This window comes from Pseudodesulfovibrio profundus, assembly GCF_900217235.1.
Lineage (GTDB): Bacteria > Desulfobacterota > Desulfovibrionia > Desulfovibrionales > Desulfovibrionaceae > Pseudodesulfovibrio > Pseudodesulfovibrio profundus.
This window is the reverse complement of sequence record NZ_LT907975.1, coordinates 2722135-2745106: the sequence shown is the minus strand read 5'-3', so window position 1 is coordinate 2745106 and position 22972 is coordinate 2722135. Positions and strand designations below refer to the sequence as shown.

General features: G+C 56.0%; 22 protein-coding genes. 11 read left to right on the top strand and 11 right to left on the bottom strand.

The features are described 5' to 3' along the window. Window positions 1–93: 93 nt before the first annotated feature. The gene (locus tag DPRO_RS12930) at window positions 94–873 is read left to right on the top strand and encodes a substrate-binding periplasmic protein (protein WP_157917476.1); all 780 of its coding nucleotides are present in this window, start codon (window positions 94–96) and stop codon (window positions 871–873) included. 39 nt (window positions 874–912) lie between these two features. Further along, window positions 913–1569 (top strand): riboflavin synthase, encoded by a 657-nt coding sequence (locus DPRO_RS12925; RefSeq protein WP_097012426.1) that lies wholly within the window; start codon window positions 913–915, stop codon window positions 1567–1569. 104 nt (window positions 1570–1673) lie between these two features. Here the strand turns inward: DPRO_RS12925 and cobT are convergent, their stop codons facing one another. After that, window positions 1674–2744: a nicotinate-nucleotide--dimethylbenzimidazole phosphoribosyltransferase gene (gene cobT, locus DPRO_RS12920; RefSeq protein WP_097012425.1), complete on the bottom strand. Its 1071-nt coding sequence runs from the start codon at window positions 2742–2744 to the stop codon at window positions 1674–1676. A 56-nt stretch (window positions 2745–2800) separates the two neighbouring features. On the opposite strand from cobT, the gene DPRO_RS12915 reads away from it, so the two are divergent. Continuing rightward, complete coding sequence (locus tag DPRO_RS12915) at window positions 2801–3739, top strand: WcbI family polysaccharide biosynthesis putative acetyltransferase (protein WP_232005582.1); 939 nt, start codon at window positions 2801–2803, stop codon at window positions 3737–3739. Continuing rightward, window positions 3729–4721, top strand: a complete 993-nt coding sequence (locus DPRO_RS12910) for a glycosyltransferase family protein (RefSeq protein ID WP_097012424.1) — start codon at window positions 3729–3731, stop codon at window positions 4719–4721. The genes DPRO_RS12915 and DPRO_RS12910 overlap by 11 nt, the downstream gene beginning before the upstream one ends. Here DPRO_RS12910 and DPRO_RS12905 read toward each other — a convergent pair whose 3' ends face one another. Both DPRO_RS12905 and DPRO_RS12900 read right to left on the bottom strand, forming a co-directional pair. Then, complete coding sequence (locus tag DPRO_RS12905) at window positions 4722–6101, bottom strand: sigma-54-dependent transcriptional regulator (RefSeq protein WP_097012423.1); 1380 nt, start codon at window positions 6099–6101, stop codon at window positions 4722–4724. A gap of 1 nt (window position 6102) precedes the next feature. After that, window positions 6103–8373 carry an ATP-binding protein gene (locus DPRO_RS12900; RefSeq protein WP_097012422.1) on the bottom strand — a complete coding sequence of 757 codons (2271 nt, stop codon included), beginning with the start codon at window positions 8371–8373 and terminating at the stop codon, window positions 6103–6105. 316 nt (window positions 8374–8689) lie between these two features. On the opposite strand from DPRO_RS12900, the gene DPRO_RS12895 reads away from it, so the two are divergent. The 3 genes from DPRO_RS12895 to DPRO_RS12885 all read left to right on the top strand — a co-directional run bounded on the left by DPRO_RS12895 (window position 8690) and on the right by DPRO_RS12885 (window position 11176). Continuing rightward, on the top strand, window positions 8690–9259 hold the full coding sequence (locus tag DPRO_RS12895) for a cytochrome c3 family protein (protein WP_097012421.1): 570 nt from the start codon (window positions 8690–8692) through the stop codon (window positions 9257–9259). A gap of 9 nt (window positions 9260–9268) precedes the next feature. Beyond that, entirely contained in the window at window positions 9269–10630 is a 1362-nt protein-coding gene (locus DPRO_RS12890) for a multiheme c-type cytochrome (RefSeq protein ID WP_097012420.1), read from the top strand. Between the two features lie 192 nt (window positions 10631–10822). Further along, on the top strand, window positions 10823–11176 hold the full coding sequence (locus tag DPRO_RS12885; RefSeq protein ID WP_097013745.1) for a hypothetical protein: 354 nt from the start codon (window positions 10823–10825) through the stop codon (window positions 11174–11176). 41 nt (window positions 11177–11217) lie between these two features. Here DPRO_RS12885 and DPRO_RS12880 read toward each other — a convergent pair whose 3' ends face one another. Next, complete coding sequence (locus DPRO_RS12880; RefSeq protein ID WP_097012419.1) at window positions 11218–11532, bottom strand: heme biosynthesis protein HemY; 315 nt, start codon at window positions 11530–11532, stop codon at window positions 11218–11220. A gap of 146 nt (window positions 11533–11678) precedes the next feature. Beyond that, window positions 11679–12023, bottom strand: a complete 345-nt coding sequence (locus tag DPRO_RS20505) for an IscA/HesB family protein (RefSeq protein ID WP_232005581.1) — start codon at window positions 12021–12023, stop codon at window positions 11679–11681. Between the two features lie 167 nt (window positions 12024–12190). Between DPRO_RS20505 and pyrR the strand changes: the two genes are divergently transcribed. The 4 genes from pyrR (at window position 12191) to sppA (ending at window position 15032) form a co-directional block, all read left to right on the top strand. Then, the gene (gene pyrR, locus DPRO_RS12870) at window positions 12191–12733 is read left to right on the top strand and encodes a bifunctional pyr operon transcriptional regulator/uracil phosphoribosyltransferase PyrR (RefSeq protein ID WP_097012417.1); all 543 of its coding nucleotides are present in this window, start codon (window positions 12191–12193) and stop codon (window positions 12731–12733) included. Between the two features lie 2 nt (window positions 12734–12735). Then, window positions 12736–13272: a homoserine kinase gene (gene thrB / locus DPRO_RS12865; RefSeq protein WP_097012416.1), complete on the top strand. Its 537-nt coding sequence runs from the start codon at window positions 12736–12738 to the stop codon at window positions 13270–13272. Then, window positions 13269–13883 (top strand): hypothetical protein, encoded by a 615-nt coding sequence (locus DPRO_RS12860; RefSeq protein WP_097012415.1) that lies wholly within the window; start codon window positions 13269–13271, stop codon window positions 13881–13883. The genes thrB and DPRO_RS12860 overlap by 4 nt, the downstream gene beginning before the upstream one ends. A gap of 174 nt (window positions 13884–14057) precedes the next feature. Continuing rightward, entirely contained in the window at window positions 14058–15032 is a 975-nt protein-coding gene (sppA, locus tag DPRO_RS12855; protein WP_097012414.1) for a signal peptide peptidase SppA, read from the top strand. A gap of 159 nt (window positions 15033–15191) precedes the next feature. Here sppA and DPRO_RS12850 read toward each other — a convergent pair whose 3' ends face one another. From DPRO_RS12850 to DPRO_RS12825, 6 genes are all read right to left on the bottom strand, one after another. Beyond that, the gene (locus DPRO_RS12850) at window positions 15192–16430 is read right to left on the bottom strand and encodes a phenylacetate--CoA ligase family protein (protein ID WP_097012413.1); all 1239 of its coding nucleotides are present in this window, start codon (window positions 16428–16430) and stop codon (window positions 15192–15194) included. A 241-nt stretch (window positions 16431–16671) separates the two neighbouring features. Then, entirely contained in the window at window positions 16672–17472 is an 801-nt protein-coding gene (locus tag DPRO_RS12845) for an ABC transporter ATP-binding protein (RefSeq protein ID WP_097012412.1), read from the bottom strand. Between the two features lie 156 nt (window positions 17473–17628). Continuing rightward, window positions 17629–18846 carry an ABC transporter substrate-binding protein gene (locus DPRO_RS12840; protein WP_097012411.1) on the bottom strand — a complete coding sequence of 406 codons (1218 nt, stop codon included), beginning with the start codon at window positions 18844–18846 and terminating at the stop codon, window positions 17629–17631. 98 nt (window positions 18847–18944) lie between these two features. Continuing rightward, window positions 18945–19991, bottom strand: a complete 1047-nt coding sequence (locus tag DPRO_RS12835) for a branched-chain amino acid ABC transporter permease (RefSeq protein ID WP_097012410.1) — start codon at window positions 19989–19991, stop codon at window positions 18945–18947. Window positions 19992–20116: 125 nt separating this feature from the next. Continuing rightward, a complete protein-coding gene (locus DPRO_RS12830; RefSeq protein ID WP_097012409.1) occupies window positions 20117–21004 on the bottom strand; it encodes a branched-chain amino acid ABC transporter permease in 888 nt (295 codons plus the stop codon). After that, window positions 21005–22915 carry an AMP-binding protein gene (locus DPRO_RS12825; RefSeq protein ID WP_097012408.1) on the bottom strand — a complete coding sequence of 637 codons (1911 nt, stop codon included), beginning with the start codon at window positions 22913–22915 and terminating at the stop codon, window positions 21005–21007. Window positions 22916–22972: the final 57 nt, after the last annotated feature.

The following is a 22972-nucleotide window of genomic DNA, read 5'->3' as shown; positions in this document are numbered from 1 at the left end:
TAGAAATACCAATGCTGTTCGGATTGGCTATTGATATTGCCGATCCCTTGATGCACCATGGTTATGGGGGAACAAGAGCAAAGGGAGGGTGCTATGCGATACGCCTTTTTTGCCGCCCTTATATGGATGCTGAGTATGGCCCTGCCCTGCATGGCCGACCCCTCACTGACACCCGCTGATCTGCGCTATCTTTCAGAAGATTACCGACCATACAATTACAAGGAATACCATGAATCCAAAGGGCTGGTGACCGACTTTCTGTTCGCCATGTTGAAAAACATGGGAGTGGAAGAGCAACCCATTGATTTTTTGCCGTGGCCGCGAGCATATGAAATGGCAGTTCAGGGTTCGGTAACAGTCCTTTTTTCAACTATCCGCACTCCGGAACGAGAATCCCTTTTCAAATGGGTTGGCCCGGTTCTCACCACCAGCGTTGTACTGATTGGTCTTGATAACTTTGACAAGAAAATAAGCAGCCTGGAAGATACGTCCGGCCTTCGCATTGGTGTCATCAAGGGGTATGCGGAAATCTCACTGCTCCAAAGCCACAAGAATAAACTCTATCTCGATATTCTCAATTCACCTGAGATTGCCATAGACAAACTCATGGCCGGTCGGCTCGATCTGGTTTTTTTCGACCGGATAGCCTTTGAGTATATTGCTAAAACCAAGCACATTCCTGCAAACCGATTTCGGGTCGTCTACCAGCAACCGCCATGGGGTGTGTACTTTGCGCTGAGCCGCAGCCTGCCGGACTCCCTTGTGGAGCGAATGCAGATAGCATGCGACTCGGTGCGCAACTCGCCCATGTACTCAACGATCCTGAAACAGTATTTGGGTGAAACGACAATTTACACCCAGCCCGCTCCCTGATACTACTCGTTCCCAACAATACATATTGCGAGGAATACCATGTTTACAGGACTGATCATGGGAATGGGCCGCATCGAAGCGGCTGAAAACCGCGGAGCCGAAACCCGTTTCCGCATCAAGACATTATTCGACCTGCCAGAGATCGAACTGGGCGAATCCATTGCCGTCAACGGCGTCTGTCTGACAGTGGAGACCTTCGGCGACAACTGGTTCACCGCCTATGCAAGTCGTGAGACCATGTCCGTCACCAGCCTGGGGGAACTCAGGATAGGCAGCAAGGCCAATCTTGAACGGGCCATGGCCATGGGCGACCGGTTCGGCGGCCATATCGTGTCCGGCCACGTCGATGCCCTTGCGGATGTGCTTGAAGTGCGTCCTGCCGGTGAATCCAACATCTACAAGCTCGGATTCGACGCTGCCCACGGCAAGTACGTCATTCCCAAGGGGTCCATTGCGCTGGACGGCATTTCGCTGACGGTCAATGACTGCGGTCCCACATGGCTTGAGGTGAACATCATCCCTGAAACACAAAAAGCGACCACCATTGCCGAATGGACTGCTGGCCGCAAGGTGAATATGGAAACCGATGTCATCGGCAAGTACGTCGAACGCATGGTCCAGCCGTGGGTGGCCGAGGAATCGGAACCCAAAAAGACAGGCATCACCATGGACTATCTTCGGGAGCATGGATTCTAACCCGATCCAGCCATTCCCTATCCATACGCAACAAATAAGGGCGACATGATCACATGTCGCCCTTTTGTTTTCACTGCTGGATGGCAGCGACCGAAAACAGCCACTTACTCAACGGCTTCGGAAACCCCGGCCGCACTGAATGTTGCCATATCATTGTAAATATCAGCAGCACTGCGCACCAGATACATGACGCACGCTCCACCGGTTCCTTCGCCCAGACGGAAGCCGAGATCAAGGTACGGTTCCATGCCCATGGCGGCAACCGCATCACGGTGTCCGGGTTCGGCTGAAACATGGCTGATGATGCAGTATTCCTTGACCGTGGGGCAGAGTTTCCATGCAGCGGCATAGGCAGCGGTGGAGATGAAACCATCCACACAGACAAGCTGTTTGTTCCGCGCACCACCGATAATCAGCCCTGCAAGGGTGGCGATTTCCAGTCCACCCAGTCCTGCGAGGATTGCCAAAGGGTCACCCGAAGCAACAGCTTCACGGTTGGCCTCAAGTCCACGGCGAATAACGGCAGCCTTGTTGGCGACCCCTTCGGCATCCAGACCGGTTCCGGGACCGGTAATGATCTCCGGCTCAAGGCCAAGGTAGGCACAGTAGAGGGCAGTGGACGGCGTGGTGTTCGAAATACCCATATCGCCGGTCCCCAGTACCTTGACACCTTCGGCGTGGGCACGGTCGGCCAAGGAAACGCCGAGCAGCAACGCCTTGAGGCACTGCTCTTCTGTCATGGCCGGGCCTTTAGCGAGGTTGGCCGTGCCTTGGGCCACTTTTTCCTGAATAAGGTAGGGATGCTCGTCATACCCACCGCCACAGGAACCGGCATCAACAACATACAGTTGCGCATTGGCGGTCTTCGCCAGCACATTGATTCCGGCGCCGCCGTTCAGGAAATTCAGGATCATCTGGCGGGTGACTTCCTGCGGAAAGACAGAAACACCTTCATCATTGACGCCATGATCACCGGCCACGGTATAAATCCGCATGGGATCGGCCTGGGGCGCTTTGCCACCCTGAATGAGGAATAACTGAAGAGCCAGATCTTCCAGTTTACCCAGGCTGCCCTTGGGTTTGGTCAGGTCGTCAAGATGAGCCTGCCCCACGGCGGCAAGGGAGTGATCCAGCGGTTCAACGGCCGCAACGATATCGTCAAATTTCTTTCGCATTATATGCCCTCAATGGTCTTTGTGTGATTTGTCGCAGCACAGATACACCCTTGCACGTGAAGTGTAAACTAGACGATGCAGCGGTATTGATGGGCATGGGCATCCGTGGTACTTCTTTGATCGCGTCGAAGAGTGGATATTTCAACAGGTTCCGGGACATCATGAACAAACGACTTTGCATACTGCACGCCAACTGTCAGGGCGAACCACTACTGGCACGGCTCAACGCTTCCCCGGAATTTACCGATCAATACGAATGCCGGATCATCACCAATTACACCCGTGAAGCGATCCCGGACGGCCTCCTTGAGCGGTGCGATCTGTTTCTGTATCAGTATCTCAACGCAAACTGGGGAGAGCTTGCTTCCGACACCCTGCTGGGCAAACTTAAGACAGACTGCAAGAGTCTCTGCATCCCGAACATGTTCTTTGCCGGATACTGGCCCTTCTGGAACGGAAAGCCGGGATTCAACTACCGCTGCACCCACCTGGACGACATCATCAACATGGGCCTGCCCGACGAAGAGACCGTCCTGCTCTACCTTCGCTCCAACCTGTCCCAAAAATTTGACCTGAATGCACTGCTGCACCAGACCATCGCGCAGGAACAACAGCGCGAAGCACACACGCCGATCAAGTATGTGGACATCATTGAAAACGAACACGGCCAGCACCGCCTCTTCAACACCGTAAATCATCCCAACGCCCGACTCATGGACCATGCGGCCACGGAGGTACTGCGCCATCTGGGCATGACGCCTCCGGACAGAGCGGTCCTCGACGCGCTGGGCGATCCATTCCCTGAATTCGAGCAGCCCATCAATCCGCACATAGCCGCTCACTTCGGATGGCCCTTTGGTGGAGCCGATGCTCAGTACAACGTGTACGGCATACCCATGAGCCATGCCCGCTATGTGGCGAATTACGTATCCTGCCAGAAAGCGGGCATCGAAGATTTCATCGGTTATCTGCAAGGGGAATATCGTGAATCCTAAAAAAGTGGCCTGGATAGGCGGCATCTACTTCAAAAACGAATTCGCTGATCTGGGTTATTCCGTTACCCATATCCCCATGACCGAGCCGGACCTGCTGCGCTGGGAGGAGATCGTCGACCGTGTGGGCGGTGAGCCCGACATGGTCATATATGCAGACCGGAGCTTTCCCCCGCCCCTGCTCGGCGTAGAGCGCTTCCCCTGCCTGACGGCCTTTTACGCCATCGATTCACACATCCACTCATGGTATCCCATGTATGCACAGGGATTCGATCTGGCGTTGGTCAGCCTGCGCGATCATCTGCCGCGCTTTCGGCAACGATTACGGGATGATCAAGTTATCTGGCTACCGCCCTATCCGCTACGCGACCTGCAACCGCCCACAGAACCGGTCGCCAAGGAATGGGACCTGTTGTTTGCGGGGAGTGTGGACAAGGAGACAACGCCAGAACGGTACGAATTCCTCAAGGAACTGAAAAGCCGGTTCCCCAATCTGGAAGTGCGCTCCGGCCACTTCGGCGAATTGTTTCCCAAGGCGCGGGTGGTGCTGAATATCGCTGAACGGGGAGATCTGAATTTCCGGGTTTTCGAAGCGTTGGCCTGCGGCTCATGCCTGCTCACCCCGGCCATCGGCAACGGCCAATCGCAGCTTTTCACGGATGGCGAACACCTTGCCACCTATCCGCCCGATGACATGGACCAACTGATCGAAACCGCCTGTCGGCTGCTGGATGACGAAGGTACACGGGAGCGCATGGGCATAGCAGGGAGTAAAGCCATCGACGATGCACACCGCCCCGTGCATCGCGCAAAGTCACTGCACGACGCCATCACTACCTTACCGGACGAGGTGGTTGCCAACCGACTGGCTGACGCCGCATTCATCCACACCAAGTATCTGAAGCTGGTTTACCTGCACTGGGCCGAGGTCTACGGCGACACCCCGCTGGGGCGAGCGTACCTCAAGGCCGCGCTCAATCGCTGATTACCGTTTCAGCCCGTGTTTCTTGATCAGTTCGTACAGATAGCCGCGAGAGACTCCGGCTGTTTTCGCCGCCTGTTTCATGCTTGAGTCGGTCCGTTCCAGAAGCAACTCCACATATTCACGCTCGGCCTTGTCTCGATAATCCTTGAGCTTGGGCATGGGATGCCCTTCCGCCTCGGCACGCGGCACCGGCGACACGGCAGGTTCCAATCCCTGCTGCGCAACCTTGATACGGATCTGCGTGGGCAGATGCCGACTATAGATGACCGGCCCATCCTGTGCCGCAGCCAAAGCACGGCGAACAGCGTGTTTCAATTCGCGCACATTGCCGGGCCACGGATAGTTGGCCAGTGTGGACCAGAATTCATCGCTGATATCCTTGGGGCCGCCGCCCATCTCTTCACAGGCGTGATCGATATAATGCCGGGCCAACGGTTCAATGTCTTCCGGCCGTTCTCGCAGTGGCGGCAGAGAGACTGTCACACCCCGCAGCCGGTACAGCAGATCACTCCGAAAGAGACCAAGTCGACTCATCTCTTCCAGATCACGGTTGGTGGCAGCAACCAGTCGAAAATCCGATTCCCGCTCGCGCTGACTCCCCACAGGACGATACCGACCGGTTTCCAGAACCCGCAGCAGGGACGCCTGCATCTCCAGTGGCAACTCCCCGATTTCATCCATGAACAGCGTGCCCGTATGCGCCTGGGCAATGACCCCTTCCCGGGAACGGTCCGCCCCGGTGAACGCTCCGCGAACATGGCCGAACAACTGGGAACCGATAAGAGTGGGCGAAAGCGCGGCGCAGTCCAGCGTCACGAACGGTCGAGAGGAGCGACTACTCCGCTCATGGACCGCCTTGGCAAACAATTCCTTACCGGTGCCGGTCTCCCCGTGGATCATGGTCGCCACATCAAGGCTGGCCGCTTCGTCGATCTTACTCAGGCATTCGAGCAGCTTGGGACTTGAGCCAATAATATCTGACGGGCGTGATGACGGCTTCACCGCGCCGTGGTTGTTCAGTCTGTAAGTAATGACATCGCGCATGGACTGTTCAATCTTGTCCACGGTGAGCGGCTTGGTCAGATACTCCCATCCCCCCTGCTCCAGCACCGTGGCCGCACCCGTCGATTCACCGTAACTGGTGATGACGATAATCTCCGGGGATGAAGGCAACGATTTGTAGCGCTGCAATTCCTCGATACCGTTGCCGTCAGGCAGCAGCACATCAAGAAACACGACATCGTGCTCACCGCTTCTGGCCTTGGCCCATCCTTCGGACAACGATTCGGCAGTATCCAGCTGATGTCCAAGCCCTGCGGCAACATCGCCGAACAGGACATGCATCATGGGTTCGTCGTCGATTAATAAGATGCGGGACACGCTACACCTCCAGACAGCGCTTCACCGCTGCCAGTGCCTTGTCCGAAACCAGTCGCAGGTTATCGAACAACTCGGGAATCTCGGTCAGGCGATTTTCCCGTACCGCCATTTCCATATCCAGCGCCACCTCGGCCATGGAGTTAGCCTGAATCATACCAGCGGAATTCTTGATGCCATGGGCCAGGCGCAACACATCATCCATGTCGCCCTCGGCTATGCGTTGACCCAGATCGTCCATCTTTAACGGAACATCTTCCATGAACTTCGCCGCCAGCTTGTCAAAGAGTTCCCGGCGACCGCCAAGCCGCTTCAGTGCAGCATCAATATCGATGGTCATTTCGCTTCCTTTCACATCACCCACAATCACTTCACAATTCAGTTCCTCGTCTTCGCAGGTGTACATCGCCACCGCCCGGAGCAGATCACTGCTCTGCATGGGCTTGACCACGTACCCGTTCATTCCGGCCTCGCGGCACTTCTCACAATCGCCACGCACGGCAAATGCCGTGGCAGCAACGATGGGAATATTCCTGGCGTGCTCTCCTGCTTCTCCGGCACGTATGCGACGAGTGGCTTCCAGCCCGTCCATGTCCGGCATCTGAACGTCCATGAACACCATGTCGAAATCCGCATTGCGGAGGGCTTCCAACGCTTCGATACCGTTTTCGACTATGACGACGGGATGACCGGCCTCTTCCAGTATCTCCTGGGCAAAGGTCTGATTGAGTATGTTGTCTTCGGCAACCAGTATCTGACGGGGACGTGTGGCCGGAATCTCATCAGAAGACACTTCATCTTCCAGCCCTTCGACATCGTCCAATGCTTCTTCCACCAAGACATCAAAAGAGAAGACCGATCCTTTGCCCGGATCGCTTTCCACGGCAATGGAGCCGCCCATCATTTCAACCAACTGGCGGCAGATGGTCAGGCCGAGGCCGGAGCCTTCATGCTTTTTGGCATAGGAATCATCCACCTGCCGGAAGCTGTCGAAAATCCCCTTCTGCTCCTCGACAGGTATCCCGATGCCGGTATCCTCAACTTCGACACGCATACGTACAAGATCAGGATTGGCCCCTTCGGGAGATGCCCCCCTGAAGACTCGCACCGAGACCTTGCCATGATCTGTGAACTTCACGGCGTTACCGACCAGATTGGTGAGGATCTGCTTAAGACGGAACACGTCGCCCTTCAGTTTGTTCGGCAGATTGGGGGCGACGATGGAAGAAAGTTCCAGCCCCTTGGAGCTGGTTTCGTAACGAAAGACCGAAAGGGTTTCATGCAGCATCTCACGAACATCAAAAGTCACTGCCGACAAGTCCATACGGCCCGACTCAAGGCGGGAGAAATCCGTGATGTCCTTGACGATTTCAAGCAGGGTCCATGCCGAATGGCGCACCATGTCCGCATACCTTGATTGCTCCTGGCTCAATCCCTTCTGCTGCATCAGTTCGGTCATGCCCATGATGCCGTTGAGCGGCGTGCGCATGTCGTGGCTCATGTTGGCGAGAAATATGGATTTCGTCCTGTTGGCCCGTTCAGCTTCGTCGCGCTTTTTCTGCACGAGATAGGTGGAGCCGCATATCCCCACAAATCCCACAAGAAAAATCATGGTGAACGCCAGATGGGTCTGGGCAACGGAACTCTTGCGGGTCTCGACAAGTGGGGCTGCTGAAAATGATACGGAAATACCGCCAAGGATGTCGCGACCGTCATGCCCGTATTTGGCATGGCATTTCATACACCGCTCTTCGGCATCGAGTGGCGCCATGTACCGGAACTGCTGGCCGCCAGAGGTCTGCACCAGCTCAAACTTTTCCCGTCCCCCGCTGCTGAATTCCGTCAGAGCACCGGATTCCCACTCGTCAGCCTTGTTCTCGGGTCGAATGGGATCAAGGCTGGTGATGTGAAATTGTACCTGATGGTCTTCATTGGCGATGGAAGATATCTGACGGGTCATGTAGGCCGGATTGATCATGGTTAGCATACGACCATCAACGGTCTCGACCAGCCGATCCTCGACCGGCAGATATTTATTGGGTGGATTGGAATCCGTTGCGAGCACATACACGCCGCCATGGGCCGCGTTCCAGGAGCGGGTCACGACAACCTGCTGAAAAAACGCTTTGGCTTCCCGCTCGGCCATTCGCATCACGTGCTCTCGCTCGGCCTGCACCGACCATATTGCGAGCACCAGTAGGAAAATCAGCCATAGAAAACCAAGTCCCAGCGGCCAGACCAGTCGATTTCGGATTGTGAATTGTCCCTTGTCCATGCTTCCCTCGCGTGATTCCGTGCGTGTGTCATGAATAACAAACAGTATGTTTAATTTACATGACACATGTCATAAATAAATGACAACATTTTCTCATCTATCCCGCCCCATCTTTTGCACCAAGCGTGAAACCCGCTGATACCAAGGCTCATCTCCTGCCCCGGCAAACACCACAAGGTGGCATGAAACTTGTTCTTGCACAGCCATCATTTCAATCGTCGTCCATGACAAACGACTGAAATTACGAGGTTGGCTGGGGGCTGGCGGCATCAATCGGTCGCACATGACACGTTCAACAAAAGCAAGGGATGTATGAATGGCAGACAGTGAAAAGCGACTGAGCAGAAAGCTGTTGCCAGGCATGCTTGTGGGAGTTGTGCTCACCATAACCGTGATTCTGGCCTCGGGTTACATGATCCAGGTCACCAATACGGATGAATTCTGTGTTTCCTGCCACGTAATGACACCATTCAGAACTGCATGGAAAAAAGAAACACACGGAGGAGCCAACGCCAAAGGCCTTGAAGCGCAATGTGTTGACTGTCACCTGCCGCATGGCGGTTTTGTGGAGTATGTGACCGCCAAGGCGTACACCGGGACTCGGGACATCATCATGAACATGATCATCGACCCCTATACGTACGACTGGGCTGGACGCGCCAAGTTCCGGCGCGAATTCACCTACGACAATGCCTGTAGAAAATGCCACGTGAACCTCGAGCCCAAGGGCATGAGGACCAGCGGTATTCTCGCGCACAGGCAGTACCTCATCGGCGATCTGGACAAACGTTGCGTGGATTGCCACGAGCATGTCGGCCACAAGAACATGGTCACGGAAATCAACAACTATTTTAAGCAAAGCCCGCAAGTCGCAGGCAAAGAGTAGGAGAGGTTTATGAAAAAGGTCTTCGGTACGTTATTCGTCGCCGGATTCGTTTGCTGCATGACCCTCATATTCGCGGGACAGGCGCAAGCCGCCGCAGAACTTGAGGGGATTGAACTCGGCAAAAAAAGGCTCGTGGTGCACAGGGGCTACACCAAGGAAGCCAAATCGTGCATCGAGTGTCACTCCCAAAAAACACCCGGTATCATCGAGAACTGGAAAAACGGCAAAATGGGCCATGCAACGGTCTCCTGCTACGACTGTCATGTCGTGGAAAAGGACTCCCCCATGGCCAGTCAGTGTGAAGGTTTGAGGGGAACCGATATCTACACGTCCCCCATGGTCTCTTCCAAGACCTGCTCCAGATGTCACCCTCGTGAAGTGGAGCAGTTCCTGGAATCCAACCATGCCATGGGCGCAGGCCGTCCATTGCTGGAAGTGCCCAAATTTCAGTCGCTCATGTACCACAATGAAGGCGCTGAATTCCTCGGCGTAGAACTCGGCTCCGGTCCCAATCGCGCTGCACGCGCTTCCGGCTGCCAGATGTGCCACGGCACCAAGGTGGAGCTTGGCCCGGACAACAAACCCATCAATGAGACCTGGCCCGGCGGCGTTGGCACCCGCTACCCCGACGGTTCCGTTGGTACTTGCACCGTCTGCCACACTCGTCACCAGTTCTCGGTAGCCGAAGCGCGCAAGCCCGAAGCCTGTGCCTCCTGCCACCTTGGGCCGGATCATCCGCAAATCGAGATTTACGAAGAATCCAAGCACGGCCAGATTTACAACGCCCATGGTGAGAAGTGGAACTTTGAAGCCGCTCCCGACACCTGGGAACCGGGCGACTACGATGCACCCACCTGCGCCGTCTGTCACATGTCCGGCATAGGCGAGTTGAGCACCACCCATAACGTGGCCGACCGCCTGAAGTGGGACCTTGTCCATGCCCGCTCCGAGATCCGCTCCGGCACCCGCGGCAACGGCATGGAAGGCGACAAGAAGATGCGCGCCGTCTGTAAGAATTGCCACTCGACCACCCACACCAATGTCCAGCGCGACCTGCTCGATAACAGCGTTGCCCTGTACAATACATACTGGGACAAGGCAGTTGAGATGAAGACCGTGCTGAAGGAGAAGAATCTCCTGGGCGAGGACCCGTGGTCTGACGGCTTCCAGGAGTTGATGTACTTCCTGTGGCACCACTGCGGACGCCGCGCTCGTCACGGAGCCGCCATGAACGGACCGGACTACGCTCACTGGCACGGTTTCTTCCAGGTCTTCCAGGTCTATAAGGACATGGCCGCCCTGTACGATTACCGCCTCAAGCATGGAAAGATCGAAGAGTTGTCTCACGTGATGAGCACAGCTCCGGACTAGGCCGACACCTGTTGCCGCCTACGACGCCTGCCTCGAACACGACAAGGCCCCCTGATATCAGGGGGCCTTTTTCGTGTCGTACAAGTGGTGAATCGGCCGCTCAAAAAGCAGCTGACAAGCGTCCTTCATATAAAGGAAATGGAGAATTCGTCCGATAAGGGAAGCATACACAGCCACCAGGGAGGGTCGGTCATGTATATTGAATTTAATGAAGCCCGGACAGGAGGCACCAGTTTCGAGATGCATCTCAGGGAAGTGGCACAAGCCGAAGCAAAGCGCTTGCTCGGTGATGTGACGGAGTTCTCCGAGGAGGCCATCGCGGCGTTCAAGGAAGCAGCCATCGAACCGATAAAGAACGGCACGTTCTCGCTGGAGCAGATCGAGCGCAGGATCAGCGTGGTTCGCTCCGAGATCGCACAGGTATGGAATTCGGCACTGCCGGATGACGAAAAGTATCGTCAGATATCATCCAAGGAAAACGAGATCGCCCTGCTTCAGGCAGGACAGTTCACCTTTGCCAAGGCAGGGTTCGCAAAGACCGTGTGATGTATAAGATAAGGATATGGGAGAAAAAAGAAGGAGCCGGCTTAACTGCCGCAGTCGCGTGAACCATAGGTTCGTTCGTACCGCTTGTTGACCGGTTTTTCGCAGTCAACGCTGAAGCCGGTGGTACTGGTGTCGATGTAGACATCTCCTGCCGCTTCAGCCAGACGTTCATTGATCAGGAACGTCAGATCGTTGTAGGTGACGTATTTGTCTCCCGAGCAATAGTCGTCAAGCGTCAACAGCAAGCCGGACCCGTTACAGTCATCTTCTGCAAACTGTATACGAATAGGCCTGACATCCTTTCCTTCAAAAAAGGTTGCCAGCCCCTGCATGGCTGCTTCTGACACCTTGATCATTCACGCTCCTTGGACTCAAAGTTGAACGAGTATAGCCAGGAATCATTCTTTGTAAAGCGTAATTATGGTAAAAAAAGGACGACACTCAACAGAGTGTCGCCCTTCTTATTTCCATACGCTGTACTCGTTCAGCAAGTACTCGCAGGTTAGCAGGAACAGCCGCTGGAAGAGCAGCCGCCACCACTATCGGTGCCGCAGCCGGAAGAGCAGCCGCCGCCACCGCCAACCGGGTTTTCGGATTCAACAACAAAACCGTAGTAGGTCATGTCGATCTTCACTTTGCCGGTCTGGGCTTGAAGTTCTTTGTCGATGAGGAAGGTGAATCCACCGGCCTCTAACACTTCGTCTTTATCGTTAGGCTCATCCAGAGCCAGGGTCAGGCGAGGGCCTGCTCAACCGCCAGCCGCAAGATAAACGCGGATGGGGGATTTTTCTTTGTCCTGGAAGTAGCCTTCAAGCTGCTTCGCTGCAGCTTCGGTCAATTCAAACATTTGCTAATTTCCTCCTATGGGTGGTCGGGAATAGAAGAGGTAAGACCTATATTCGGCTTTGTCAAATCGAAAATGGCTACTTTTCGCCGATAGTGTTGACCCACATTATAGCATAGGATATTTTCTCCCTTTGCTAATCAGCCCCCGGGCAACAAGAGGCATTACATATGAAAGATTGCGGCACCATATTGAATTCCAAGGAAATGAACCGGACGCTGGAGCGTCTGGCGCTTGAAGTACACGAGCGTAACGGCGACGACGAGAACCTCGCCATACTCGGTATCCAGCGACGCGGAGCCGATTTGGCGGAACGTTTGAAACTTCTTCTCGACGAGCGTCTGGGGCGCAAGGTTCCCCTGGGCAAGCTCGATATCAACCTGTACCGGGACGACTGGACCACCAATCTCGAACTCGCTCCGACCATCAACTGTTCCGAAATCGGGTTTGACATCGAAGGCGCGACCATCGTGCTGGTGGATGATGTCCTCTACTCGGGCAGGACCATCCGTGCAGCCCTTGAGGCCATTCTCGACTATGGTCGTCCCAAGCGCGTGGAACTGCTCGTCATGGTCGATCGCGGCCACAGGGAACTTCCCATCCAGGCCGACTACATCGGCAAAAAGGTCGAAACCATTGGCGCCCAGCACGTCAACGTGCTTGTCACCGAGCGCGACGACGAGGATCGTGTCTGTCTGGTCGAAAGGAACTGATCATGGCATTCACCCCTCTGGATCGGGACCCGATCCCGCAACCCTGCATCACGCTCGTCGGCATGGCGGCAGCGGGTAAATCCACCCTCGGGCAAAAACTGGCCGAACGCCTCGGCTGGGGACAGCTCGACACTGACCGCCACATGGAAGCCTTTTACGCCATGCCGCTGCAAGGGATCATGGACACCTTCGGGCTGGACGAATTTCTTCGTATTGAAGAAACGCTGGTCAGCGATCTCGGCCTGACACGGACCGTCATATCCACCGGCGGCAGCGTCATCTATGGCCCCAAGGCCGTTGCCCGGCTCAAGGAGCTTGGCAAGATCGTCATGCTGGATATCGACCGGGATACGTTTCTGGAACGCGTCGGTGACGGGGAAAACCGCGGGCTGGCCATTGCTCCGGGCAAGAGCATGAGCGATCTTTACAACGAACGGCAGCCACTGTATCGTGCCGCGGCTGACATCGTTGTCCGCACGGACCGCCACACGCCGGAAGAATGTGTGGATCAAATTCTCGAAGCCATCAATCTACCATGAAAAAGCTCACTCCCAAGGCCGCATATCGCAAACTAGCCGCCATATACGATAAAATGGTCGCCCAGTACGGGCAGGCAGCCGACGCCATCGGACTGACCTGTGAAGGGTGCACTGACAACTGCTGTCTCACCTTTTTCCAACACCACACCTACATCGAGTGGGCGTACCTTTGGGAAGGCCTCAACGAACTGCCCGCCGACCAATTGGAAGCGATCAAGGCCAAGGCACAGCAGTACGTAGAGGAAGCGCAATCCGCCCTCAATCGCGGCGAACGCCCGCACACCATGTGTCCGCTGAACATCGACGAAAAGCAGGGAATCTGCGGTCTGTACAAGCACCGGCTCATGATCTGTCGTATGCACGGCGTCCCCAATCTGCTGGTCAAGCCCAACGGACAACAGGTACAGTTCCCGGGATGTTATCGATGCCAGGAGCAGACCGAGGAGTATGAAAAGGACGGCAAAGTCGCACCGGTAGTCAACCGAACCGCCCTGTACAAGGATCTGGTCATGCTGGAGATGCAGTTCGTGGGCAAGAACCTGCGCCAACTGCCCAAGGTGGACCACACCATTGCCGAGATGATCGTCCTCGGTCCGCCACGGATCAAGTAGACGTAACGTCACATGTATTTTCAAAGCCGCCTCTCAGGCGGCTTTTTTCATGTCGCCACGCTGACTCGCATACCACCCGGGCCACACCTCCACAGTTTTCCCATTACCACCTTGGCAAGACGGTTTGTGCCGCGTAGTCTGGAACAATTGCAATCGATAACCATGGAGGTCCCAATGCTACGATACATACTCCTCGCCCTGCTCGCCGTGAGCATCCTGCCCGGCTGTGCCCCGAAACTGAAAATTTTCGCTGCCCCCACAACCGAACCGCTCAAGGAATTCGTGATCGACGGTGAAGGGGACGGGAAAATCGCCCTGATCCACCTGACCGGATTCCTGCAGACCCAGCCCAAACAGGGTGCGCTGCGCTCCAAGCCCAGCCAGTTGCAGGAGCTGGTCAGCGCCCTTGATCTGGCCGAAAACGACGACGATGTACGCGGCGTAATCATCGCCATCGACTCCCCCGGCGGGACCACCACGGCATCGGATATCGTCTATCACGAGATAGATGATTTCAAGCTGCGCACCGGCAAGAAGGTCGTGGTGACCATGCTCGATGTGGCGGCCTCGGGCGGCTACTATGCAGCGCTTCCGGCCGACTGGATCATGGCCCATCCCACCACCATCACCGGTTCCGTGGGCGTCGTGTTCATGCGGCCCAAGGTGTACGGGCTGCTGGATAAGGTCGGTGTCGAAGTTGAAGTGTCCAAATCCGGCAGGGACAAGGACATGGGGTCGCCTTTCCGCCCCACCACCGAAGAAGAAACCATCCTCTTTCAGGCGATCATAGACGACTATGCCCAACGCTTTCACGCGCTGGTCGCCAAGCACCGCTCGCTGTCTTCAACCAGCATGGATGTGGTCAAAACAGCGCGCGTATTCACCGCAGGGCAGGCCGTGGCCCTCGGCCTCATCGATCAGGTGGGCTACATGCAGGACGCCTTTGCCAAGGCTCGCTCGCTGGCGAATCTGCCTGACGATGCAAAGATCGTTGCCTACCGTCGCGACATGTACCCCAACGACAACCCGTACAACACCATGACGGCAACAGGCGGTGAAAAACTGAACCTGCTGGGTGTGGATACCGATTTGATCATGCCACCCAGAGCCGGATTCTACTACGTCTGGCCCCAAGGCATGAGCCAGTAACAATACAAGGCGGCAGGAGTGAGACTCCTGCCGCTTTTTTGACTGAAATATGAAGAGACTTTACGAAGCGAGTTCGTACGACTAGACAAAGAAAAAGGGCCGATGCACCGATGCACCGACCCACTCGATTAGGACCGCAACCCCAGCTAATAGCCGGGTTTAATCGAAAGTCCTTTCATCGACGAGCCGGGGAGCGGCATCCGGTATGGTACCGGGCGCAACGGTCTCGACGAGAGGCTTCAATTTCATGGTGGACTGAAAATCTTCGGCAAACGCCTTGGTGTCCAAATCCACGCTTGTTTCCAGTAACACGATCAACGCATCGCGTCCATCGGGATTACGCACTCTGACCTGCCAGTTTGACACGTCGGGATACAGCCGCATGACCGAAGCAGCCTGAGCCGGATAAATGAATTGTCCCTTGACCTTGGCCGTATCATCGGCCCTGCCCTTCCAGCCGGTCAGCTTGCGGGCCGTTCGACCACAGCCGCACATGGATGTATCGATGGACGACAAATCGCCGGTGGCAAGGCGCACCAACGGATAATCCGTGAAGAACGGCGTCACCACCACTTCCCCGATCTCACCATCAGGAAGCGGCTCGCCCGTTACCGGGTCGCAAATTTCCACGTGCCGGTAGTTGGAGAGGTGCATCCCGCCAAGTTCCATGCACTCGTAGGCAATGCACCCGACATCAGCGGTGCCATATCCCTGACGCACGGTGATGCCGAACATCTCTTCCACTTCAGCGCGTAGCGTTTCCGGGAGCGGCTCGGCAGCGACGTAGGCCTTCTCCAGAGAAAAATCCTCTTTCAGATCAAGACCGGCAGCCAGGGCTTTCTCACCGATCACTTTCAGATAACTCGCCATGCCGATAAAGGCGGTGACAGGAAGGCGGGTCATCAGCTCGATCTGCTTGTCGGTATTGCCGGGGCCAGCCGGGATGACCGCGCAGCCGATATCGCGCAGCGGCTCCTCAAGCATCAATCCGGCCGGGGTCAAATGGTAGGAGAACGTCATCTGGGCCAGATCACCGGGACGGAAACCGGCCGCGAAGAATCCTTCGGACCATGCCCAGTAATCCTCTTCCGTGCCTTCGGGATCAAAGATGGGACCGGGAGATTGATAAATACGCTTCAGCTCTCCGGGTTTGCAGTTGAGGAACCACTCCAGACCGTGCTCTTCCTGCCAACTGATGATGTCCTGCTTGCGCAAGGGCGGAATCTTACCATAATCCTCCCACCCCTTGATATCCTTGACGCATGCGCCAAGGGTGGACAGGCGGTTGCGGAACTCGGCAGACGCTTTTTCCGCCTCGAACAACACTTCACGAACGCCTTTCCACTTGCGTTTCATCCGCTTTTCGCGGGCCTCGGTCTCAAACTCAGTATAGTACATGAACAACCTCCGACAATCAGAACCGGCAACCGCCGTCCCAACAGCCCTCCACCGTACATTCAGTGTCTCTTCGGAACTCGGGATGCTGCGCTTTGCCTTCAGTTCCCGAGCCCATGAAAAACCCTATTTTTCCACCATGGGTAATAATACGACAAATCATCGCAAATCTCTATCAGGATTTCCGAAATACCCTAACGTACACAATCTGTATTCGCGGGCCGACATCCCGAAGGATAGGAGACTATCCCAGCCAACGCTTGCGACGACGATAGTGCTTCACATCCCGGTAACTGCGCTTGTCGCCACTCTGCCCCATACCCAGATAGAACTCCTGCACATCCGGGTTGTTCAGCAGGTCCGTGGCCGTTCCATCCATCACCACGCGCCCGTTTTCCATTATGTACGCCTGTTTCGCCACCGACAGTGCGGCGCGAGCATTCTGCTCCACGAGCAACACCGTGACGTCTTCGGCTGCGTTGAACTTCTTGATGATGTCAAAAATCTCTTCCACAAGCATGGGAGCCAACCCGAGGGACGGCTCATCAAGGAGCAGCAACTCAGGACGGGCCATGATGGCGCGACCAATGGCGCACATCTGCTGTTCACCACCGGACATGTATCCGGCCAACTGTTTGCGACGCTCCTTGAGGCGGGGGAAATAATCGTAGACCTTTTCCATGGACCCGGCGATCTCGGAACGGGGGCGCGTGAACGCCCCGCACTTGAGATTCTCCTCAACGGTCAGATCCTCGAAAATGCGCCGCCCTTCCATGACCTGAAACACGCCTTTACGGACGATCTTTTCGGGGATGATGCCCTGTATAGGCTCATCGTTGTAGACAATGGACCCATCGGTCACCTTGCCGTCTTCGGTTTCGAGCAGACCGGAGATGGCTTTCAACGTGGTGGATTTTCCTGCGCCATTAGCGCCAAGCAGGGCCGTGATCTCGCCGCGAGGGCAGGACAGGGACAGGCCTTTGAGGACCAGCACCACATCGTTGTAGACCACTTCCAGGTTTTCAACCTTCAAAATATCACTCAAGGGATGCCTCCCGCGCTCCAATCACCCATCAACCGAGGACTGAAGCCAGCATATACGTTCCACATGCCGCAGCCGGGTTTCGACAGCGGCCCGCATGGATTTCACCATGAAGCAGCCCCGGAGACCCACAGGTCTCCGGGGTATATCTCAATTCTTCTAGTGACCGAGCCAGTCGACCCTGCGGTCAAGGTTTTCCTCTTCCACAAAGGTCAGTTGACCATCCTTCACCGTATAAATGAAGACCGCCATATTGGGTCGGTGATCATCCGGGAAGAAGGAAATGGCCGGAGACAGTCCCATGGGATCGTAGTCACGCAGGGTTTCCAGCGCATCCTTGATCGCCTCACCCGTCACTTCGCCCTTTTCGGCGGCGCGCTTCATTCCTTCGGCCATGACCAGTATGGAAACGAAACCGCGAGTGTAGTGCGTCATCTTTGATTCGCCGTTGGTGTACTGCTCGATGATCTTCATGCCCGGGACATCCTTTCCGTATACGGCAGCCGACTGGTTGGAGTAGGCGCCGTTGGCATCGTCACCGGCCAGCTTGAACAGGTTCTCATCCGAACCCCAGATATTGGTGAAGAAGGTGGTCTCCATGCCGATGTTCTTGGCCGACTTCAGGATGACCGAAGTGGACGGCGTAGTACCGCCGATCCAGCAGAAATCCGGGGCAGTATCCTTGAGCGGCAACAGCTCGGTGGTGGCGTCGATGGCCTTGAGCGATACGTTGGCGTCACCGACCAGTTCAAAGCCCAGTTCCTTGGCGTATTCCTTGCCGCCCTTGATGGGAGCGAGGCCATACGGGTGATCCGGGTAGATGAAGGCCAGCTTGGGAGCGCGTTCTTCGGTCCATGTATCACGGAAATACTTCAGCGATGCACGCAACTGTGTGGTGTAGTCCGCAGCAATGAAGAAGTTGTACGGGGCTTTTTTCGGGTCAGTCAGATGCGCCGAGTAGGATGCCGAAAAGTTGGGCACCTTGTCCTTGGCCAGATTTCTGATCAATGCTTCGGTAACGGCCGATCCATATCCCTGAATGCACACCACCTTATCGGTGTTGACCATTTTCTTGTACAGGGACAATCCCTGCTGGACGTTGTAGGCCGTATCCTGAAGATCGAACTCAAGGGGACGACCATTGATGCCGCCGTTGTCGTTGATGTACTGAACCGCATCCTTCAGCCCTTCGGAATACGGTACGCCAACCGACGATGTCGGCCCGGACAGGTCGATCAACCCGCCCACTTTGACCGGAGCCTGCGCTGCGGTTTCCTTGTTTTCAGCCGGTTTCTGTTCTTCGCCTCCGCAGCCGACCAGCATCAGACCGGCCAGGACCATGATGCAGACTGCGGTTATGATTTTTTCAACCCTCATTGTGGTTCTCCTGAAGAATTGAGGTGTTCATGTCCGCTCAAATTGAACGGAACAACCATTGTATGATGAACCCGCCCGAAGCGGGATTGTGCCACGCCCTAATGGGCAAACGGATACAGTTTCCAGTAGGCCTTGAGCAGCCGCCAGCGGTGAGCCAGTCCTTCCGGTTCGTAGATGAGGAACAGAATCAGAACCAACCCGAACACGCCATCTTTGAGCGCAACGATGTATTGCGTTATATCAGGGAAGTAGCCGCCGAGACCATTGGAAATCACATTGAGCAGCTCGGGCAACAGGGTCAGGAAGACCGCGCCGAACACGGACCCCAGCACACTCCCCAGACCGCCGATGATGATCATGGCAAGATAGGAAATGGAAAGGCCGATATTGAACTGCTCCGCAGAGATGTATCCGGTGTAATGTCCCCACAAACCGCCGGCCACACCCGCCAGGAACGAGCTGATGCCAAAGGCGGCCAGCTTGTACTTGAACAGGTTCACGCCAACGATTTCGGCAGACAGGTAAAAGTCGCGAATGGAAACAAACGCACGCCCATACTTGGTGCGCATGATGTTCGAGACCATCAGCAATGATGCCGCTGCAAAGAACAGCAGCAGGTAGTACATCCGGGCTTCCGAATCGAAGACGAACCCGAACATGACAGGCGGATCGAGCAGCAGCCCGTTGGAGCCACCGGTCAATGCGCCGCCGTGCAGAAACACATATTCAAGCACCAGCTGTGCGGCCAGTGTCGCAATAGCCAGATAGATGCCTTTGAGCCGCAGGGACGGTACGCCAAAGACCATACCGACCATGGCGGTAACCAGCCCGGCCGTCAGAATAGCCAGCGGAAACGGCACACCGTGCAGTGTACACTGCCCTGCCGCGTACGCTCCCACGCCGATGAAGGCGCCATGCCCAAGAGATATCTGCCCGCAGACACCGGTCAGCAGGTTGAGCGACACCGCCGCAATAGTGGCGATGAAGATCATGTTCATTATGGATGTCAGGTGGATATTCAACACCGCCGGTGCTGCGAGCAACACGAGCAGGAATCCGCCGATCATCAGCTTTTGGAACCCCGAATGGAACAGTTGCGCCTCGCCCTGATAGGACGTGAAGAACAACCCGCATTTACCCTGCATGGTCGCCTCCTGTCGCCTGAACGCTACCCGGGCCAATCACGCGGTCTCCCGCCTTGATCGAGAAGGTCGTCATATCACACCCCAATTGTTCGTTGGATATATTCATCATGCATAATCCCTTGGGGTTAGACCCGTTCGATTTCCTTGGTTCCGAACAGCCCGTACGGCTTGATCATCAGGATGATGACCAGAACAATGAACGCCGCCACCTCGCGGAATCCGCCAAGACCAAGCAGCTGTCGGGCCGCGCCGTCGCAGACGTTTTCCAGCACGCCGATAATCAATCCGCCCAGCGCTGCGCCAAGCAGGGAATCCAGCCCTCCGAGGATAACCGCCGGGAAGACTTTCAGCCCAAGATGACCCAACTGGGAGTTGATACCATTGATGTTGCCGAGGATGATGCCGCCCACAGCGGAAACGATGCACGCGATGCACCAGCTCATGGCAAAGATGTTCTTGATGCCGATACCCATGGACTGGGCAGCCTGCTGATCAAACGCCGTGGCACGCATGGCGACGCCGGTTCGCGAATACTTGAAGAAGGCGGAGAAGATGACGAACAGGACCAGCGAGAGGGCAAAGGCCGCGATATAGACCGGAGCAATGGGCAGTCCGGCAACAATGATGGGTTCGCTTGGCAGCACCTGCGGGTAAACGCGAATCTGCGTTCCCCAGAAAAGCTGCACCAGTGACTTGAGTATGGAACTCATACCCACCGTGACCATGATGACCGAGATATGCTCCTCACCAATGAGTGGTCTGAGGACCATTCGCTCAATAGCCAGCCCGAGCATCACCGAGAAGCCGAGAGTCATGAAAAATGCCCAGACAAACGGGATGTTGAACTGCACGGTCAGCGCAAAACACATGTATGCACCCACCATGACCAGCTCACCCTGGGCAAAGTTGACGACCTTGGTCGCTTTATAAATAATGACGAACCCGAGGGCCACCAGCGAGTAGATACTGCCGACGACCAGTCCGTTAACGATAAGTTGCAGATAATATTCCACTTACGCCTCCATGTCCTCGATGCGGATTTGACCGCCCATTTCACGAACCCGACCATCCTGATAGGTGATTTGTGTCTTCAGGTTCACGCCCGAAACATCCGTATACAGCGCGTCAATCAACTCGCCGTACCGGTCATTGATGACCTTGCGCCGCACTTTGCGGGTTCGGGTCAACTCGCCGTCATCGGCGTCCAGCTCCTTGTAGAGCAGGCAAAACCGCCTGATGCGCGTCTCTTCGGGTAGTGTTTCGTTGGTCTTGGCTATTTCTTCCCGTATCAGTGTGTAGACTTCATCCTTGGCAGCAAGGTCCTGATACGTGGTGTAGGTGATCATTTCCGTTTCCGCCCAATGGCCCACAATAGCCATGTCGATGCAGAGAATGGCAGCGGTGTGGTCACGATTGCCACCCATGACCACGGCCTCGCGCAGGAACGGCGAGAACTTGAGCTTGTTTTCCAGGAATTGAGGCGAGAACTGGGTGCCGTCGTTGAGATACATCACGTCCTTGAGGCGATCGATGACAACCAGTCGTCCGTTGTCGTCAAAGTATCCGGCATCGCCGGAGAGAAGCCAGCCGTCTTCGGTAACGGTCTCTCGCGTGGCTTCCTCGTTCTTGTAGTAGCCGAGAAACACCGCCGGTGACCGCGACAGGATTTCGCCTTCCTCGGAGATCTCCACCTCTGTCTCGGGGATGGGTGCCCCGACCGATGTGAAATCCACTTCGCCTTCGCGGTGAATGCATGAAATGCCGGCGATCTCGGTCTGTCCGTAAATCTGCTTCAAATTGACGCCGATGGCGTGGAAGAAGCGGAAGATATCCGGTCCCAGCGCCGCGCCACCCGTGGTGGCTGACCGCATGTTGGAAAACCCGAGCCGGTCGCGCAGGGCGCGGAACAGCCCCTGATCCGCAATAAAGTATTTGAACCGAAGCAGTGCCGAGGGTTTCTCGCCCGCAAACAGCGTATCCACATACTCGTGACCGATGGGCAGGAAGAGATTGTACAGAAACCGCTTGAAGGGCGTGGTTTCCATGATATCCCCCTGCACCTTGGCAGCGATGGATTCGTAAACGCGAGGCGGCGAAAACAGGAAGTGCGGCCCGATCTCACGGGAGTCCGACTGCGCCGTGACCGGCGTCTCCGGGAAGTTGACGCAAAAGCCGTACAGCAGCGCGGAAGCCACCGCCATCATCTGCTCGCCGATCCATGCCAGCGGCAGGAACGAGACAAACTCGTCCGTGGGGTGCTTGGGGTCCACCTTGCCCAGGTTGTGCGCCATGGAAAGCAGGTTGACGTGGGACAGCATGGCCAGCTTGGGGCGGCCAGTGGTGCCGGATGTGGTGGTGATCAACGTGGGGTCGTCGGGATTCAGCTCCCCGACCCATCGCTTGTAATCTTCCACCGGTTCGGAGTGTGCCTCGCGTCCCTTGCGGCGAACCGCATCGAAATCCTTGAGTCCGTCGACCGACTTTTCGTACGCGACGAGTCCCTTGGGATCATGGTAAACGATGTGCTCAAGGGCAGGCAGGTTCTCCCGGAACGAGAGGATCTTATCCACCTGTTCCTGGTCCTCGGCCACTACCAGTCGGCAGTTGGCGAGGGCAAAAATGTATTCGATTTCTTCTGCGGGCGAGTCCTGATAGAGCCCCAGGGCCATGCCGCCGAGTGCCTGGATGGCGAGTTCCGCCCATATCCATTCGGGCCGGTTGTCGCCGATGAGGATGACGATGTCGCCTTTGCCAAACCCCAATTCCTTGAGGCCGCAGGCGAATTCCGCCGTAATTCTGAGGTTGTCGCGCCAGTTGACCGTCTGCCAGACGCCCCACTCCTTTTCACGGATAGCGGGCTTGTCGCCGCGTTCGTGGGCCTGTCTGATGAGCAATCTGGGCAACGTTGTTGTATAAGATGCCATATGTCCGTCCGTATGTCTGAAATGTGTCTCGTCTCCTGAAACAGGAGCCGGGCCTTG

What these genes read in the sequence shown, in the direction of transcription:
- DPRO_RS12860 (WP_097012415.1), top strand. Translation starts at nt 13,269, where the DNA reads ATGAAAAAGCTCACTCCCAAGGCCGCATATCGCAAACTAGCCGCCATA.
- DPRO_RS12930 (WP_157917476.1), top strand. Translation starts at nt 94, where the DNA reads ATGCGATACGCCTTTTTTGCCGCCCTTATATGGATGCTGAGTATGGCC.
- DPRO_RS12895 (WP_097012421.1), top strand. Translation starts at nt 8,690, where the DNA reads ATGGCAGACAGTGAAAAGCGACTGAGCAGAAAGCTGTTGCCAGGCATG.
- DPRO_RS12890 (WP_097012420.1), top strand. Translation starts at nt 9,269, where the DNA reads ATGAAAAAGGTCTTCGGTACGTTATTCGTCGCCGGATTCGTTTGCTGC.
- thrB (WP_097012416.1), top strand. Translation starts at nt 12,736, where the DNA reads ATGGCATTCACCCCTCTGGATCGGGACCCGATCCCGCAACCCTGCATC.
- DPRO_RS12825 (WP_097012408.1), bottom strand. Translation starts at nt 22,915, where the DNA reads ATGGCATCTTATACAACAACGTTGCCCAGATTGCTCATCAGACAGGCC.
- DPRO_RS12885 (WP_097013745.1), top strand. Translation starts at nt 10,823, where the DNA reads ATGTATATTGAATTTAATGAAGCCCGGACAGGAGGCACCAGTTTCGAG.
- DPRO_RS12880 (WP_097012419.1), bottom strand. Translation starts at nt 11,532, where the DNA reads ATGATCAAGGTGTCAGAAGCAGCCATGCAGGGGCTGGCAACCTTTTTT.
- DPRO_RS12850 (WP_097012413.1), bottom strand. Translation starts at nt 16,430, where the DNA reads ATGTACTATACTGAGTTTGAGACCGAGGCCCGCGAAAAGCGGATGAAA.
- sppA (WP_097012414.1), top strand. Translation starts at nt 14,058, where the DNA reads ATGCTACGATACATACTCCTCGCCCTGCTCGCCGTGAGCATCCTGCCC.
- DPRO_RS12835 (WP_097012410.1), bottom strand. Translation starts at nt 19,991, where the DNA reads ATGCAGGGTAAATGCGGGTTGTTCTTCACGTCCTATCAGGGCGAGGCG.
- DPRO_RS12925 (WP_097012426.1), top strand. Translation starts at nt 913, where the DNA reads ATGTTTACAGGACTGATCATGGGAATGGGCCGCATCGAAGCGGCTGAA.
- DPRO_RS12900 (WP_097012422.1), bottom strand. Translation starts at nt 8,373, where the DNA reads ATGGACAAGGGACAATTCACAATCCGAAATCGACTGGTCTGGCCGCTG.
- DPRO_RS12840 (WP_097012411.1), bottom strand. Translation starts at nt 18,846, where the DNA reads ATGAGGGTTGAAAAAATCATAACCGCAGTCTGCATCATGGTCCTGGCC.
- cobT (WP_097012425.1), bottom strand. Translation starts at nt 2,744, where the DNA reads ATGCGAAAGAAATTTGACGATATCGTTGCGGCCGTTGAACCGCTGGAT.
- pyrR (WP_097012417.1), top strand. Translation starts at nt 12,191, where the DNA reads ATGAAAGATTGCGGCACCATATTGAATTCCAAGGAAATGAACCGGACG.